This is a genomic window from Bifidobacterium lemurum (assembly GCF_014898175.1).
GTDB lineage: Bacteria > Actinomycetota > Actinomycetes > Actinomycetales > Bifidobacteriaceae > Bifidobacterium > Bifidobacterium lemurum.
This window is the reverse complement of record NZ_CP062948.1, coordinates 598585-614596: the sequence shown is the minus strand read 5'-3', so window position 1 is coordinate 614596 and position 16012 is coordinate 598585. Positions and strand designations below refer to the sequence as shown.

The 16012-nt window shown below is 63.6% G+C and carries 9 protein-coding genes and 2 pseudogenes; 6 read left to right on the top strand and 5 right to left on the bottom strand.

The genetic code is table 11. The annotated features are described in order from the left end of the window. Nucleotides 1–39: 39 nt before the first annotated feature. Nucleotides 40–1008 (top strand): ATP-binding protein, encoded by a 969-nt coding sequence (locus BL8807_RS02380; RefSeq protein WP_193057487.1) that lies wholly within the window; start codon nucleotides 40–42, stop codon nucleotides 1006–1008. Nucleotides 1009–1436: 428 nt separating this feature from the next. Here the strand turns inward: BL8807_RS02380 and cysS are convergent, their stop codons facing one another. Continuing rightward, nucleotides 1437–3083 (bottom strand): cysteine--tRNA ligase, encoded by a 1647-nt coding sequence (gene cysS / locus BL8807_RS02375; protein WP_072723413.1) that lies wholly within the window; start codon nucleotides 3081–3083, stop codon nucleotides 1437–1439. Between the two features lie 125 nt (nucleotides 3084–3208). Between cysS and BL8807_RS02370 the strand changes: the two genes are divergently transcribed. Then, nucleotides 3209–3940, top strand: coding sequence for a type 1 glutamine amidotransferase (locus tag BL8807_RS02370; protein ID WP_072723414.1), 732 nt, complete (start codon nucleotides 3209–3211; stop codon nucleotides 3938–3940). 261 nt (nucleotides 3941–4201) lie between these two features. Here BL8807_RS02370 and BL8807_RS12185 read toward each other — a convergent pair. Both BL8807_RS12185 and BL8807_RS12180 read right to left on the bottom strand, forming a co-directional pair. Then, nucleotides 4202–5236 (bottom strand): annotated as a pseudogene (locus BL8807_RS12185) (ATP-binding cassette domain-containing protein); the annotation flags it as partial. A gap of 87 nt (nucleotides 5237–5323) precedes the next feature. Beyond that, nucleotides 5324–6439: pseudogene (locus BL8807_RS12180) on the bottom strand (ABC-F family ATP-binding cassette domain-containing protein); the annotation flags it as partial. A gap of 716 nt (nucleotides 6440–7155) precedes the next feature. On the opposite strand from BL8807_RS12180, the gene BL8807_RS02360 reads away from it, so the two are divergent. Together BL8807_RS02360 and BL8807_RS02355 are read left to right on the top strand one after the other, a co-directional pair. Then, nucleotides 7156–9003, top strand: a complete 1848-nt coding sequence (locus tag BL8807_RS02360) for an ABC transporter ATP-binding protein (RefSeq protein WP_072723417.1) — start codon at nucleotides 7156–7158, stop codon at nucleotides 9001–9003. A gap of 18 nt (nucleotides 9004–9021) precedes the next feature. Next, entirely contained in the window at nucleotides 9022–10821 is a 1800-nt protein-coding gene (locus tag BL8807_RS02355; RefSeq protein ID WP_072723419.1) for an ABC transporter ATP-binding protein, read from the top strand. A gap of 198 nt (nucleotides 10822–11019) precedes the next feature. On the opposite strand, the gene BL8807_RS02350 is transcribed toward BL8807_RS02355, so the two are convergent. Further along, nucleotides 11020–12036: a LacI family DNA-binding transcriptional regulator gene (locus BL8807_RS02350; RefSeq protein ID WP_072723421.1), complete on the bottom strand. Its 1017-nt coding sequence runs from the start codon at nucleotides 12034–12036 to the stop codon at nucleotides 11020–11022. A 434-nt stretch (nucleotides 12037–12470) separates the two neighbouring features. Between BL8807_RS02350 and BL8807_RS02345 the strand changes: the two genes are divergently transcribed. Both BL8807_RS02345 and BL8807_RS02340 read left to right on the top strand, forming a co-directional pair. Continuing rightward, nucleotides 12471–13439: a family 43 glycosylhydrolase gene (locus BL8807_RS02345; RefSeq protein WP_072723422.1), complete on the top strand. Its 969-nt coding sequence runs from the start codon at nucleotides 12471–12473 to the stop codon at nucleotides 13437–13439. A gap of 282 nt (nucleotides 13440–13721) precedes the next feature. Then, complete coding sequence (locus tag BL8807_RS02340) at nucleotides 13722–14471, top strand: hypothetical protein (RefSeq protein ID WP_083570070.1); 750 nt, start codon at nucleotides 13722–13724, stop codon at nucleotides 14469–14471. A gap of 123 nt (nucleotides 14472–14594) precedes the next feature. On the opposite strand, the gene BL8807_RS11910 is transcribed toward BL8807_RS02340, so the two are convergent. Then, on the bottom strand, nucleotides 14595–15974 hold the full coding sequence (locus BL8807_RS11910; protein WP_226847433.1) for a LacI family DNA-binding transcriptional regulator: 1380 nt from the start codon (nucleotides 15972–15974) through the stop codon (nucleotides 14595–14597). Between the last annotated feature and the right edge of the window lie 38 nt (nucleotides 15975–16012).

Below are 16012 nucleotides of genomic sequence, written 5' to 3'. Positions count from 1 at the left end.
ATCGCGGTCGCGTCGCATGGCGTGCAGAACGTGATGTATATGGAGGATCTGCTGATCGAGCTGGCCATGCCGGAGGACGGGTTGATGGTCGTCGCGCTGGAATTGATGGCTTGTTTGGTGACGTTGGCCATCGTGTGGAAAGTGTGCGCGCAGCGTCTTCATCGTAATGAGGTGGATGTTTCGAATGTCGCGATGCTGACATTCGTCGTGGTGTCCTCGCTGATTGTGGGGGTGCTGAACTATTGGGCCTACAGTTTTTCATATGTGAGCACGGCCACATTGGTCTACCAGTTGACGTGCAGCGCGTTGCTGCTGGTGGTGCAGTTCAATGTGTTCAACCGCTCGGTGGATATGGCGCGCAACGCCGCGATGGAGCAGATGCTTCGCGCCGCTGAGCGGCGATACCGGTTGACGCAGGAGAACATCGACATCATCAACCGTAAATGTCACGACCTGAAGCATCAGATCACGCTGTTGCGCGATGTCAGCACGCCGGTCGAACGTGAGAACAGCCTTGCTCAAATCGAACAAGCCATCGATATCTATGATTCGCTGATATCTTCAGGCAATCGTGCGTTGGATACGTTGATTATGGAGAAAAGTCTGATCTGCGCGGAGCGGGGCATCGAACTCACCACATTGGTCGATGGTTCGAAGCTCGGTTTTCTTGAGGATGTCGACGTGTATTCGCTGCTCGGCAACGCGTTGGATAACGCGATTGAACGAGAAGGACTGGAAGCGGAGGAGAATCGGATCATCTCACTGACCAGTCGCGAGAGTGGCGACAATATGCTGGCCATACAGATTGACAATTATTGCAGCCAACCCGTGGCGTTCGTAGACGGATTGCCGAAGACGACGAAAGCCGATTCGGCATATCACGGAATCGGCACCAGGAGCATGCGATATGTGGCGGAGCGTTATGGCGGCACGCTGTCGATGCAATGGTCCGCGGAGCATAACCGTTTTTCAGTGACCATCCTGTTTCCGGCCACGAGCCATCGGTGATCGAAAATCAGGCGTCCCTCGCACGAAACCCATCCTGTTAGCCCGTCGGAAAGTGCCGTGAAACAACGTCATCGGAATTGTTTCACGAGCACTCCTGTTACACCCCCGTCGGCTTGTGCCGTGAAACACAGCCGAACGGGATGTTTCACGAGCACTCCTGCGATACCCCCGTCAGGAAGTGCCGTGAAACACCACAATCAAGCGTGTTTCACGGCACTTCCTGACGGGGGTGTCACAATAGGGACCGTAAAGGTCATGGCGTTCGGGTCGGCTGGCCCGTTCGGTCCGGACCAACCAGCTCACCCGGACCGAACGGACTGATCGTGGCGGTCGAACGGACCGGACGGACCTAACGGACTGAACGGACCGGACGGACCGACCGGACCGGACGTGGCGACATGACCGGACGGACCGATTGCTCGTTGCGGCTACTTGATGCTCCAGGTGGATCCCTGCGGGCCGTCCTCGATGGCGATGCCGGCGGCGTTCAGCACGTCGCGGATCGCGTCGGCCGTAGCGAAGTCACGGGTCTTGCGGGCTTCGGCGCGTGCGGCCAATTGGGCGGCGACCAGCGCGTCCAGCGCGTCATGCTCGGCAGCGCCGTTGCCTGCGGCACCGGTGCCCGCGCCCGCTGCGGCCGTGTCGATCCACGGCTCGGCCAGTGGATCCAATCCCAGCGTGTCCAGCATCGCGCGCACGGCGAGCAGCGTATCGCGCAGCTCGGCCTTGACGGTGCCGGCGGCGTCATCGCCCGCGCCCGTATCGGCGGCGATCTGGGCGAGCAGGGTGTTGCCGGCGCGCACGGCGGAGAACATCGCGGCGATCGCGCCGGAAACGTTGAAATCATCGTTCATGGCGGCGGTGAACTCGGCCGGCAGCTGGTCGGCCATCATCGCGCGCACCTCGTCGCGCGAGGGCTGCCCGTCCAACACGACGCCCGCGCGTTCGACGAAATTGCCCACGCGATCATAAGCGGCCCGCGCCTCGGCCAGCGTCTGATCGGACCATTCCAGCATCGAACGGTACTGCACGCCGCCCAGCGCGTAGCGGACCACCCACGCGGGATTCTGGGCCAGCACGGCCGGCACGCTCAAACCGTTGCCCAGCGACTTCGACATCTTCTCGCCCTTGGCGGTCACCCACGCCGAATGCATCCAATGCGCGGCGGAATCCCAGCCGGCGGCGCGCGTTTGCGCCATCTCGTTCTCATGGTGCGGGAATCGCAGGTCGAGTCCGCCGCCATGGATATCGAAACCGTCCTTGAGGTAGCGGCGGCTCATGGCCGAGCATTCGATATGCCAACCGGGGCGGCCCGTGCCGAACGGCGTGGCCCAGCGGGCGTCCTCGGGATCGGTGCTCTTCGGCGCCTTCCACAGCGCGAAGTCGCGCGGGTCGCGCTTGTCGGGCGAAAGATCGGCCGGATCGACCGGATTGTACTTGTCGTCGCCGGCCGCGTCCACGCTGGGGCCCATGCGGTCGGCCACCGCGGCCGCCTCATCGGCGGACTCCGCTCCTGCGGTCTGCTTCTGATGCGTCAGCTCGCCGTAATGAGGCCAGCTTGCCACGTCGAAATACACATTGCCGGTGGGACGGCCCTCGTCGTCCGTCACCACATAGCCGTGGCCGTTGTCGATGATGCGCTGGATAAGCTCGACCATATCCAGCATATGCCCCGTGGCGCGCGGCTCGTAGGTGGGGGGAAGCACTCCCAACGTGTCGTACGCCTGCGTGAACTCGCGCTCGTAGATATACGCGCGCTCCCACCACTGCTGGCCGGCGGCCGCGGCCTTGTCGAGGATCTTGTCGTCGATGTCGGTCACATTGCGCACGAACGTGACTTGATAACCCAGTTTCATGAACCAGCGGCGCACCACGTCGAAGGCCACCGCGGCGCGGATATGGCCGATATGCGGCGAGGACTGCACGGTCGCGCCGCACACGTAGATGCCCACCTGTCCGGGCTTGATCGGCGTGAAGGCCGACACGGCGTGCGTGGCGGTGTCGTACACGCGTAGGCCGGCGGCTGCGGACTGCACGTCAACGGCGGAATTCTGCGGTTCTTGAGCTTTTTCCATAAGCGTCAAGGCTATTCGCGCAACCCGACAAACTCGCGGCGTTCGCGGGCCGTTGGCGCGAGACGGGCGCGGCGCGGGGAACGCGCGGCAAGACTCGTGTCATGGGGCGTGCCACAATAGATGGCATGGTCACACCACAAGTGCTCATCATGCAACACGTCCCATGGGAGAAGCCGGGGCGCATTCTGGCGAACCTCGAGGACCTCGGTCTTGACGCGCAGACGCTTAACGTGGCGACGGTCAAAAAGCCGGATCTGCCGGATTTCAACGAGGTGGCCGGCGTGGTGATCATGGGCGGTCCGATGTCGGCGACCGACTACGACAAATATCCCGGACTCAAAGCCGAGGCGAAGCTCGCACGCGCCTGCGTGGCCGTGGGCAAGCCGGTGCTGGGCGTGTGCCTGGGGCATCAGATCATCGCCACGGCGCTGGGGGCGAAGCTCTCCCGCGGCGAGGCTCCGGAGATCGGATTCGCGCCGATCAAGCGCGTGGACAAGCACGACTATTTCTCGATGTGGGATAAGCAAATCGATGTGCTGCACTGGCATAACGACGTGGTGGGGCTGCCTCCGGAGGCGCAGCTGTTGGCTCGGTCCGCGTCCACGAAGGTGCAGGCGTACCGCATCGGCTCGGCGTTGGGATTGCAGTTCCATCTCGAGGTCACCGGCGCGCTGCTTGAGGAATGGCTTGATGAGCCGAGTATGGTCAAAGAGCTGAAAAAGGCCGGCGGCTCCAAATCGCAGCTGCGTGAACGGTTCGCCCAATGCGACTCCACGCTGCAGCCGCTCGCCGAATCGGTGTTTTCCGGATTCGCGGTCCGCTGCAACGCCTATGCCAAAACCTTGCAGGCCGCGTAGCCTGCGGCGTGGCCTGGGCGTTTCCGCGGTATTCCGCCGCATTCCACGCCGGATGCGTGACCGCTCGATGGCCTGCGCCATCGGGCGTTTTCATCGAGTTGGCACTTGGGCCCTCCAGTTGGCACCCAACTTTGATGTTCGGCAAAATCGTTCGTTGGTATTCCGCCATTGCGGAAGTGATGGCCGCCAAGGCGGGTGCCAACTGGAGGCCTCAAGTGCCAACTCGATGAATTGGCGGCATCGCCTTCCGGGTCGACGCGGTTATTCGAGCTGTTCGGAAAGCTCCATCCACTCCATTTCGAGGGTTTCGGATTCCTCGGCGATGGCCTGCAGCTGCTGGTTGAGCTCGTTGAGTCCGGCGTAGTCGCTGGGGTCGTGCTCGGCCATGCGCTGTTCCAGCTGCATCCGGCTCTCCTCGAGTTTGGCGAGCTTGCGTTCGATGGCGTTCACGCGCTTCGACGCCTGATGGAACTCCTTGCCGCTCAGTTTCGACTTTGCGGAGCCGTTCGATGGGTTGTCGGCCGAACCGTTCATGCCGTCTGAGATGCCTCGACCGCGCTCGGCATGACGAGAGGATGAACCTGCGTCACCGTCATTCTGAGCGGAGCGCAGCGAAGCCGAAGAATCCCCCGCGCCGCCGAAATCGCCCTTCTCGACCATATCGAGATAATCGCCCACGCCTCCGGGCAGATGCCGCACCTTGCCGCCGATCAGCGCGAACTGCTGGTCCGTCACGCGTTCGAGCAGATAGCGGTCGTGGCTCACCACGATCAGCGTGCCGGGCCAGGTGTCGAGCAGATCCTCCATCACGGCGAGCATGTCCGTGTCCAGATCGTTGCCGGGCTCGTCCATGATGAGCACATTCGGCTCGTCCAGCAGAATGAGCAGCAGCTGCATGCGGCGCTTCTGCCCGCCGGAGAGGTCCTTGATCGGCGTCATCAACTGGGCGGAGGCGAAGCCGAGCCGCTCCATCAGCTGGCCGGGCGTCACCTCCTTGCCGTCCACGATATAGCTCGGCTTGTAGCGGCTCAGCACTTCCTTGATCTTGTATTTGCCGAGCTTCTCGAGCTCGTCGAGACGCTGGGAAAGCACCGCGAACTTCACGGTTTTGCCGATGTTCACATGTCCGGCGGTGGGGGTGAGCGTGCCGTCGAGAATCTTCAGCAGCGTGGATTTGCCTGCGCCGTTCGCGCCGACGATGCCGAAACGGTCGCCCGGACCGATCAGCCAGGTCACGTCGTCGAGAACCTTGCGTCCGGAAATCGTGACTTTCTGCGCGGCGGAGGTGACGGATGCCGTCGTGTCCGCCGTTTCGTGCAGCTCGGCGGAATCGGCGGCACCGTTCATGTCGACCGTGACGGCGGCGTTGTCCGGCGTCGCGCCCACACCGGCGTCCGCCAGGCGGGGATCGTTCCAGTCGTCCACCGCGATTTCGAGAGAACCGTGCGCCTGCGGTTCGTCATGCATGGCCGGCACCACATCCACGCGCGAGGCGGAATCGCTCATCGCCGCCACATCGGGGTCGATGTCGGCCAGGCGGTCGCGTCCCACCGCCAGGTCATGGCCGGTGGGCAGCGCCACCCCTTCGGAGGTCACCGCCCGGTCCGCGAAGATCTGCGTCACATCGATCAGATCCACCACCTGCTTGCCCAGACGCGAGGTGGCCATCTGCTTCAATTCGACGCTGTTGCGCACCGGCGGCACGTCGGCGATGAGCTCGCGCGCGGCCTTGACATGGAACTTCTGCTTGGTGGAGCGGGCGCGCGCGCCGCGGGTCAGCCAGGCGAGCTCCTTGCGCGCGAGATTGCGCCGCTTGGTCTCGCGCACGTCGGCCTGGCGGTCGCGTTCCACGCGCTGCAGCATGTAGGCGGAATAGCCGCCCTCGAAGGGGTCGATCACCCCGTCGTGCACCTCCCACATCGATTCGCACACCTCGTCGAGGAACCAACGGTCGTGCGTGACGAGCAGCAGCGCGCCGGATCCGGCGGACCAACGGTTTTTCAGATGTTCGGCAAGCCAGTGGATCGTCACCACGTCCAAGTGGTTGGTGGGCTCGTCAAGCGCGAGGATGTCCCAGTCCTTGAGCAGCAGCCGGGCCAGGTCGGCGCGTCGGCGCTGGCCGCCGGAGAGGGATCCGACCTTCGCGTCGAGGCTGATGCCGCCGAGCAGCGCCTGCACGATCTCGCGCGAGACGGTGTCGGACGCCCATTCGTAGTCCTCGCGGTTCTCCAACGCGGCCTGACGCACCGTGGCGTCGTCGTCGAGGGGATCTCGCTGGTCGAGCATGCCGAAGGTGAGGCCGCCGCGTTTGGTCACGCGTCCGGAATCCGGTTCCTGCGTGCCGTTGAAGAGGTGCAGCAGTGTGGATTTTCCGTCGCCGTTGCGGCCCACGATGCCGATGCGGTCGCCCTCGAACACGCCCTGCGTCACATCGGTGAAGATGGTTTTGGTGGCGAAGGCGAGCGAAACGTGTTCCAGTCCAATATCGTAAGTCGGCATAAGGCACCAATTTAGCGCCTGCGCCCTACCGATGGCATCATTCTCCCCATTCGCGGGAGCGTCTCTTCTCGTTGGCCTGGGGCGTGCCGTTTCCCTTTTTCCTCGGGTTCCGCCCATCGGCGCGATGGATGCGCCGCCGCGTCCCCTCGTGCGGCTCGACGGCGCGCATCCCATCCCGACATCATGGAAAAGAGCCGCCTATTTCTCGCGTCCCGATGGGAATCGGCCCGGTGTGATGGGCCGCCGTGCGGCGGTGGTGGCCCGATTGCGGTACAACGTTTGCCTAAATCACGAAAAAGACCGAAGCGTCCGTGCGCCGACATATGGGCGCGCATCGGCGTATCCAAGCCGAACACGCCGTGAAACCAAGGGCTTGCGATCAGAAACCGTCCGCATAGAATGAACCGAGTTTGTAAGGCGAACAAAGCCTTAAGGGAACGACGAAAAGTTCATATGCGGGCGTTACCGAGGCGCGCTGAGGCGGCACGGTCGCGATCCCGCGGGAACAGGGGTGATGCTGGCGTACGCGCCTTGAGCGAAGACGGGTCGGCCCGCGTGGACGCGCGGCGTCCGCACGACGGTCCTTCACACCTGCGACATCGGCCGCAAGCCATGTCGGCGGCCGAATCATCAGCCAGTGCAACCATCATCCCATCAAACACAAACACACCAGACCATGACCGCCCACACAGAGAGACACGAGGGACCGTCCTTCCATGTACGTCGATCCGAACCGTAACCAAAACGCCGGCAACATCCGCTGGATCCTGCCATACTGCAAGCCCGACTGGCCGCGCGTGGCGGGCTCGGTCGTGCTGTTCGTCGTGAACAACACGATGGCGCTGTCCATTCCGCTGATCACCGGCATGATCGTCGACCGCGTGATCGTGCAGGGGCACGTCGACGAGCTCACCCGCCTGTGCCTGCTGATGATCGTCATGACCCTGGTGCGCGTCGCCTCACGCTACGGCTACGTGATGTGGATGGAGCGCTTCGGGCAGAACTCCGTATACCGGCTCGTCTCGGACGAATACGAGAAGCTGCACAAGCTCGACTTCACCTACTTCAACCACACGCGCACCGGCGACATCATGAGCCGCATGACCTCCGACACCGACGCGATCCGCCACGCCCTGAGCTGGGTGACCTATCAGGTGGTCGACTGCGTGGTCATGTTCGTCGGCGCGCTCGCCGTCATGTTCGCCATCGACTGGCGTCTCGCCCTCGCGCTCGCCTGCATCACCCCCTTCCTGTTCGTGCTCACGCGCGGCCTGTCGAGCCACGCGCGCCCGCTGTTCCTCGCCATCCGCAACTCGCTCGCCGAGCTCAACTCCATGGTCGAGGAGAACATCGAAGGCAACCGCGTGGTCAAGGCCTTCGTGCGCGAGGGATACGAGACCGAGAAATTCGACGAGCGCAACGACGACTACATGCGGCGCAACATGGCGCAGGCCTACAACACCCGCCGCTATATGCCCTGGCTCGACGGGCTCGGCTTCTCGCTGCAGCTCATCACCTTAGGGCTCGGCGGCTTCCTCGTGATCCGCGGCCACATGACCCTCGGCAACCTGGTGAGCTTCAACTCCTTCCTGTGGATGATCGACGGTCCGGTGCGCCAGTCCGGCTGGCTGATCAACGACTGGCAGCGGTTCAACGCCTCCTGCGTGAAGATCCGCAAGCTGCTCACCGCCAAGCCGCGCATCGTGGAGAAGGACGGCGCCGAAGACACGGTCAAACAGGCCGTGGTCATCGCCGAACAGGTCGGCGCGGCCCATCCGCCGGCGCCGGACCGCATCAGCGGCGAGATCCGCTTCGACCATGTGAGCTTCGCCTTCCCCGACGACCCCAAAACACCGATCCTCAAAGACGTCGATTTCGTTATCCCCGCGGGCGGCAAGCTGGGCATCCTCGGCGAGACCGGCTCGGGCAAATCCACGCTGGTCAACCTCATCTCGCGCTTCTACGATCCGACCGTCGGCCATGTGATGATCGACGGCATCGACGCGCGCGACTGGCCGCTGACCACGCTGCGCTCGCAGGTGTGCATCGTCGCGCAGGACACCTTCCTGTTCTCCGACACCATCGGCGGCAATATCGCGTTCGGCGCGGGCGGCGACCGCGACGAGTGCTTCATCCGCCGTATGGCGCAGATCGCCGGCGCCGACCAGTTCATCACCTCGATGCCCGAAGGCTACGACACGGTGGTGGGTGAGCGCGGCGTGGGCCTGTCCGGCGGGCAGAAGCAGCGCCTGTCGCTGGCCCGCGCGTTGGCGGACGATCCGGCGATCCTCATCATGGACGACACCACCTCGGCCGTCGACATGGAGACGGAAGCCCAGATCCAGCGCCGCCTGCAGGAGATGGACAGCCGCAAGACGATCATCACCATCGCGCACCGCATCTCATCGGTGAAGGACGCGGACCTGATCCTCGTGCTGGAACGCGGTCAGGTGGTCGAGCGCGGCACGCACGAGGAGCTGGTCAAGGCGCACGGGCGGTACTGGGACATCTACCACAAACAGCTCGGCCTGCAATCGGGCCGTTCGCAAGGCTACGGCGAGTAGGAAAGGGGGACGCATTCCATGGCGCAACGCAACACATTCCGTGAGGACGAGGAACTCGAGGAGCAGATCAACCTGCGCGACATCCTGCGCGTCGGCAAATATCTCAAACCGTATCTCGACCGCGTGGTCCGCATCCTCATCGTCGTCGTGTCGATGAGCGGCATCCTGGTCACCGTGCCCTACCTGACCAAAATCATGATCGACGAGGCGATTCCGAACAAGGATCTGGGTTTGCTGGGTCTGCTCGCCGGTCTGCTCGCCGTGCTGATCGTGGTCTACGAGCTGTGCCTGCGCTACCGCACGGTGGAGATCACGCGCGTGGGGCAGATGATGCTCAAGGACATGCGCCGCGACATCTTCACGCATATCCAGACGCTGCCGTTCAGCTACTTCGACTCGCGTCCGCACGGCAAGATCCTGATCCGTGTGGTCAACTACGTGAACACGCTGTCCGACACGCTTTCGTCCGGTCTGATCAACGTGATCTCCGACGTGTTCACCTTCCTGCTCACGCTGGTGATTATGTTCGCGGTCGACTGGCGGCTCGCGCTGTGGAGCCTGGTGCTGTTCCCCGTGCTCATCCTCTGGGTGCGCGTGCTGCAGTATTTCCAGCGGCGCGCCTACCAGCGGCTGTCGAACAAGCAGTCGAACCTCAACGCGTACATCCACGAGTCGATCGCCGGAGTGAAAACCACGCAGACCTTCGCACAGGAGCGAGCGCAGTTCGCCACCTTCCAGCAGCAGCAAAGCGAGGTGCGCGACGCGTGGATGAAGGCGGTGCACATCCAGTTCCTCATGTGGCCGGGCGTGCAGACCATCTCCGTGATGACGATCGCGCTGATCTACTTCGTGGGCATCACGGGCTTCGCCGGCGTGGACGTGACCACGGGCGTGCTCATCGCGTTCGTCGGCTACGCGAATAACTTCTGGAACCCGGTCATCAACATCGGCAACTTCTACAACCAGCTCATCACCTGCTCCGCCTATCTGGAGCGCATCTTCGAGACGCTGGATGTGGTGCCCGAGATCGAGAACAGGCCGGGGGCCGCCGACCTGCCGCAGGTGTGTGGCGCGGTGGATTTCAACGATGTGGTGTTCCGCTACGAGGAGGGTGGGCGCAACATCCTCAATCTGGTGGACTTCCATGTCTCACCGGGGCGCACGGTCGCGCTGGTGGGGCCGACGGGCGCGGGCAAGACGACGATCATCTCGCTGCTGTCGCGTTTCTACGACGTGTCGGAGGGGTCGGTGACGATCGACGGCTACGACGTGCGCGACGTGACGCTTGAGTCGCTGCGCCGGCAGATGGGCGTGATGCTGCAGGACACGTTCATCTTCTCGGGCGACGTGCGCGAGAATATCCGCTACGGCAAGCTCGACGCCACGGACGATCAGATCGAGGCTGCGGCCCGGGCCGTGCACGCGCACGAGTTCATCATGGAACTGCCCGACGGCTACGACACCGTGGTGGAGGAGCGTGGCTCGACGCTCTCCGCCGGGCAGCGACAGCTCATCGCCTTCGCTCGCGTGCTGCTCGCCGACCCGCGGATCCTGATCCTCGACGAGGCGACGTCGAATATCGACACGCGCACCGAGGAGGCGCTGCAGGCCGGGCTCGCCGCGCTGCTGAAGGGGCGCACGAGCTTCATCATCGCGCACCGGTTGTCGACCATTGAGAACGCGGACGAGATCTTCTACATCGACCACGGGCAGATCGTCGAGCATGGCGCGCATAAGACGCTGCTTGAGGCGCGCGGTGCGTATTGGCGGCTGTACGAGTCGCAATACGCGATGATCACAGCCGGCGTCGGGGCGTAGGCCCGTCGCGGGCTTCGCACGGACCTCGCCCCATCTCAGTCCCATGCGACTTTTCCTTACATGAATCGCACAGGTCGTGTGCGATTCATGACGGGAGGAAGGGCGGATTTCCAAGGAAATCCGCCCTTCCGTGTGCGTTTGGCGGTCGAAACAGGGTCGCACGGGCACGGCGGCCGCCCGTATCCGTGCGACCCGCCTCTACCGTCGGGTCGACTCGCGTGCGACCAGCCTATAGTCGGCGGTAAGCGTGCGGGCGGGGACGCCCCCACCGTCGATGCGGTCGAGCAGCAGTCCCACCGCTTTGCGCGCCAGATCCTCCATGTCGGTGGCGATGGTGGAGAGCGAGGGAATGTAGTAGTCGCATTCGTTGATGCCATCGAAGCCGATGACGGCGGCATCCTGCGGCACATTGACGCCCCGGTCCGCCAGTCCGCGGATGAAGCCAAGCGCGATCGAGTCGGTCATGCAGAAAGCGCCGTCGAATTCGACTCCCGAATCGACGAGGGTATGCGCCATAGCGCGGGCGTTTGCGGTGCGCCATTCGGTACTGACGAACTGCGAGGGGTCGGGGGTGATGCCGAGGACTTCGAAGGCGTTGAGACATCCGATGAGGCGGCGGCCTGATACCGATGTGGCGCCACGGTCTTCGGCGAGCATGTCATAGTTGGCGCCGATCACCAGGATGCGACGGCATCCAATGTCGACCAGATGCCGGATGGCGGTTTCGGTGCCGGCCTCGCATGGTGTGGCCACCGAATCGAATACCGGATCGGGGGAGAGGTCGTCGAGCAGCACCACCGGTTTGCCGCCGGACAGCGCGCGGATCTCCTCATCGGAGACGTTGCCTGGGCTGAAAATCGTACCGTCGCACAGTTGGCTCGTCACCTTCTGCAGAATCGCGATTTCGCTTTCTTTGGAATTGGAGGTCTCCTGGACGATGGCTTCGAGCCCGTGGCGGGCGACCTCGCGGGAGATGGCGGCGCTCATTTCGGAGGGGTATGGGAAGTCGAGTTCGAAAATCGCCACACCGATAAGCCCGCTGCGTCCGGATCGCAGAGAGCGGGCGGAGAGATTGGTGGTGTATTGCAACGCGCGCGCCGCTTGAAGCACGCGGTCCGTGGTCGCGGGGGCGATGCGTGGGTCGCCGCGCAGCGCGTAGGATGCGGTGGCGCGCGACACGCCGGCCGCCTTGGCGACATCGCTCATCGTGACCATGCTGCGCTCCTTGGATATTGCAATGGTTGCGTTGCTATTGGGCTTCGCTGGGAGGACCTCTTCTTGGGCCCAGTGTACCCCGATGATTTGACACGATTCAACTCAGTGATGTATAACGGTATCCGTCACTGAGTTGAATCGTGTCAAAACAAGAATTCAGCGGGAAATACATGGCGATGCAGCCATGAAACGACCACAGGGGCATAGCAGCCCCGATAAAGGAGGAGTCATGAGGATCACGAAGACGATGAAGGCCGTCCTTGGCGCGGTTTCTGCCAGAAGCGGATCGTCTCCGGTCTTGTCGGGCTGATGGCTGAAATGGAACGCCAGTCCTCCCATGGTCGAGGCCGCGGCGGAGCGTGTTCTCCTTTCGCTCCGCCTGTGACCTGATAACAAGCTACGCCCGCGGGTGCGGGCATGAGAAAGGCACTACGATGACCAACGCTTTTGAACCCCCCGTCGTGCGCGTCGCGGAGCGTGAGCTGCTTCCGCACCGCGTGAACGACGCGACGTTGCCGACCAATCCGCTGCGCCGCTACGGTGCGGATCCGAATCTCGCGATCTTCGACGGCCGATACTTCCTCTACTACACCGACGACGGCGTCGACGATTGGGGGACCACCGTATTCAGCGTGTACGTCTCCGACGACCTCGCCACTTGGGAGCGCTATCCGGCGCTCGACCTGCGCGACGTGCCGTGGTGGGACGGTGAGAACGGCGCGTGGGCGCCGTCCATCGTGCGATCATCCCAAGGCAAGTACGTGTTCCTGTTTGTCGCGGGCGGACAAATCGGCGCCGCCGTGGCGGACGCCCCGTACGGCCCGTTCGTCCCCCAGCCGCAGCCGCTGGTGCGTAAGGGCACCTACGACTGCCATACCATCGATCCCGGCGCGTTCGTCGACGACGATGGCAGTCGGTACTTCCTCTGGGGTAACGGCCGGGCGTGGATAGCCCCATTCTCCGACGATTGCCTGTCGTTCGATGAGACGCGGGCTTGGTCGTGGATTCCCGGCGATTTTCGCGAGGCCATCTGGATCCACCGCCGTAACGGCATGTACTACGCTTCGTGGAGCGAAAACGACACGCGCGATCCGGAATACTGCGTCAAATACGCGATGTCGGATTCCCTGCATGGGCCGTGGAGCGAGCCGCGCACACTGCTGGAGCAGGATCCCGAGCATCACCTGTACGGCACCGGGCATCACAATATCGTGAATATCCCCGGCACCGACGAATGGATCATCGCCTACCATCGATTCGCCTACCATCCAGACGGTCGCTGGACGGGCGGCGACGGCTGTCACCGCGAGGTGGTGTTCGCTCCCCTGACCCATAACACCGACGGCACGCTGGAGCCGGTGCGTCCGGCCGTGGGGTCGTACGTGCGGCCGTTGACCTTCTGAGTCCGGCGCGGCCGTCGGGCGAGAGAAGCGCACGGACTTCGCACGGACCCCGCCCCAACCCGGTCCCGTGCGACTTTTCCTTACATGAATCGCACAGACCGTGTGCGTTCCGTAAGAAGCAAAAGGGCGGATTTCCAAGGAAATTCGCCTTTTTTGTGTGCGTTTGGGGCCGACGGGAGGGGCGCACGAACGCACGAGACCAAGGTATTCGTGCGACCCGCTCCCAGCCAGCGATGGTGCGGACGATGTACACTGTCAGCGCGAGCATATAAGGAGGTCCGTGTGACGGCAGACGACAGCAACCATAAAGGTGGGGTGGTGTTCACGCAAGAGCAGCAGGACGCCATCGCCGCTCTCGCCTCGGAGAACAAATATGCGAAGCAGTCGAAATGGAAAACGCTGCGTGAGCTTCCACCTAAGGACCGTTGGCCCTTCTTCCGCCAGAATTTCCTGGTGGAGACGGGGCTGGTGTTGGTGGTCGTGGTGTTTGTCGTGGCGCTTGTCGTCACCATGGTGACGCGTGGGCCCGATGCGGAGCTCACGGTCGTGCGGCTCAACGCCGGTGAGTCCTACGCGCAGCCGATGTCGGATCTGAAAACCGGCTTCATCGAGCGCGCGGGCATCGAGGACGAGCGGATCGCGCAGTTCGACGGTTCCTACGACATCACCGAGGACGGAAACATCTACACCGACGATTCCGCCGGTCTGCTCACCCGTATCAGCGCGGGGGGCATCAATGTGCTGATCACCACCGAAGAGACGTTGGCATTGGTGGAGACGCGTGGATACGCCTCGTCTCTGTCGGAGAAGCTCGAGTCCTCGCAGCTGGAGGCGGTGGCCGACGCCTTGGTCGATGTCGACGGCGAGCCGGTGACCGACGCGTCGCAGGCGTTCGCGCTCGACCTGAGCAAGTCGTCCACGTGGACGTCGCTGGACGGCGCGCCCGACGACGCGTATCTGGTGATCTCCAACGTGGAGGATGAGACGCATCTGACCCGCATGCGCGAGTTGGTTGATTATCTGTTTGAGTGAGGTCGCACGGAGCGGTTGCGCGGTATCGCTCGTGCGACTTTTCCTTACATGAATCGCACAGCCCGTGTGCGTTGCGTGGATGACATAATGGCGGATTTCCAAGGAAGTCCGCCATTCGTATGTTCATTTGAGGTTGATGGATGGGTCGCACGCGTGGGAGCGCCGGCCTCCGTCGTGCGATAACAGGCTTGTGGACTCGCGCTCGACAAGCCGATATCCGATGGTGAGTTGCGCGGGCGGTTCGTCCGTCTCGCCGTTCGCCCGGCGTTCGATGCGTCGGACGAGCAGGTCGAGCGCGAAGCGGGAGAGTTGGTCGAGGTCGACTTGGATGGTGCTCAGGCTGGGGGTCGCGTACGCGCCGGCGCTGGCCCCGTCGAAGCCGATCACCTTCACATCGCGCGGCACGTCGAGTCCGAGATCGTTCAGGCCGCGGATCACCGCGAAGGCGACGCAGTCGTTCGCGCAGAACACCCCATCGAACGGAATCGGCGCGGTCTCCTCGGCAACGTTCGTCCGTTCCGCGGTGTGCGGGTCATTCTGTGCGGTGGTGGTTTGCCTCGCGTTCGCCGTGGTGCGTCGGTCGGTCCGCGCAGCGGCGGACTGACCGGCATCCGCCGCTGTCTGGTTGCCGATCTGCACGGATTGTGGGTGCCCCCCGCGGTCGTACACATGCGTTCCGGTGGCTGTCTGGTTGTCGATCAGCGCGGGGCGGGGGTCTTGGTTCGCGGTCTCCGATGTCGTGCCGCGGGCCGCCAGAATATGACGTGCGATGCGCTCTCCGGCGGCGATGCCGTCGTCGATGCCGTAGGCGTGGAAGACCGTGGGCTCGTCGTAGGGCAGTCCGGCGTCGAGCAGCGCGCCGCTGGCGCCGCGCAGACGCAGGGCTCCGGAACTTTGCGCCTGCGCGAGTTCGCCGCGTTCCATGTAGGTTTCGCCGACGAGCGCGACGCGTTGGCATCCGCGGTCGATCAGATGGCGCACGGCGGCGCGCGCCCCCTCCTCGTTGGGGAAGTTCACCTGGTCGGTGGTGGGCTGGATTTCGCATGAGTCGATCAGCACGAAGGGGCGGCCGTGGGTCATGCTGTCGATTGGGGCGTCCGGGTTCAGTCCGGAGGCGTGCAGGATCTCCCCGTCGAAGAGCTGGTCGGAGAAGGGGGAGGATTGCAGCGCCTGTTTGGCCGCGTCCGGCGAATATCGCGTCTGTTCGAGGAATGGGGTGAGTCCGCGCGCGGTGGTGTGCGCGCTGAGCGACTGCACGAGTTTGGAATAGAAAGGTGAGTCGTATTCGTTCACGACGATGTGGATGATGTTGCTGCGGCCGGATTTGAGCATGCTTGCGGTGAGATTGATGCGGTAGTCGAGTTTTTTCGCGGCCGCGACCACCTTGAGCCGCGTGGACTCCTTGACGCCGGGCTTGCCGTGCAGCGCGTTCGACGCGGTCATGGGGGACACTCCCGCCGCTCGCGCCACATCGCGTAATGTCGGGGTGCTGCCTGTGCCCATGACTCCTCCTTGGGTGCGTCTGACGGCCGATACCGCAT

Coding starts and splice junctions, on each gene's coding strand:
- BL8807_RS02355 (WP_072723419.1), top strand. CDS start 9,022: ATGGCGCAACGCAACACATTCCGTGAGGACGAGGAACTCGAGGAGCAG.
- BL8807_RS02370 (WP_072723414.1), top strand. CDS start 3,209: ATGGTCACACCACAAGTGCTCATCATGCAACACGTCCCATGGGAGAAG.
- BL8807_RS02345 (WP_072723422.1), top strand. CDS start 12,471: ATGACCAACGCTTTTGAACCCCCCGTCGTGCGCGTCGCGGAGCGTGAG.
- BL8807_RS02360 (WP_072723417.1), top strand. CDS start 7,156: ATGTACGTCGATCCGAACCGTAACCAAAACGCCGGCAACATCCGCTGG.
- BL8807_RS02350 (WP_072723421.1), bottom strand. CDS start 12,036: ATGGTCACGATGAGCGATGTCGCCAAGGCGGCCGGCGTGTCGCGCGCC.
- cysS (WP_072723413.1), bottom strand. CDS start 3,083: ATGGAAAAAGCTCAAGAACCGCAGAATTCCGCCGTTGACGTGCAGTCC.
- BL8807_RS02380 (WP_193057487.1), top strand. CDS start 40: ATGGAGGATCTGCTGATCGAGCTGGCCATGCCGGAGGACGGGTTGATG.
- BL8807_RS11910 (WP_226847433.1), bottom strand. CDS start 15,974: ATGGGCACAGGCAGCACCCCGACATTACGCGATGTGGCGCGAGCGGCG.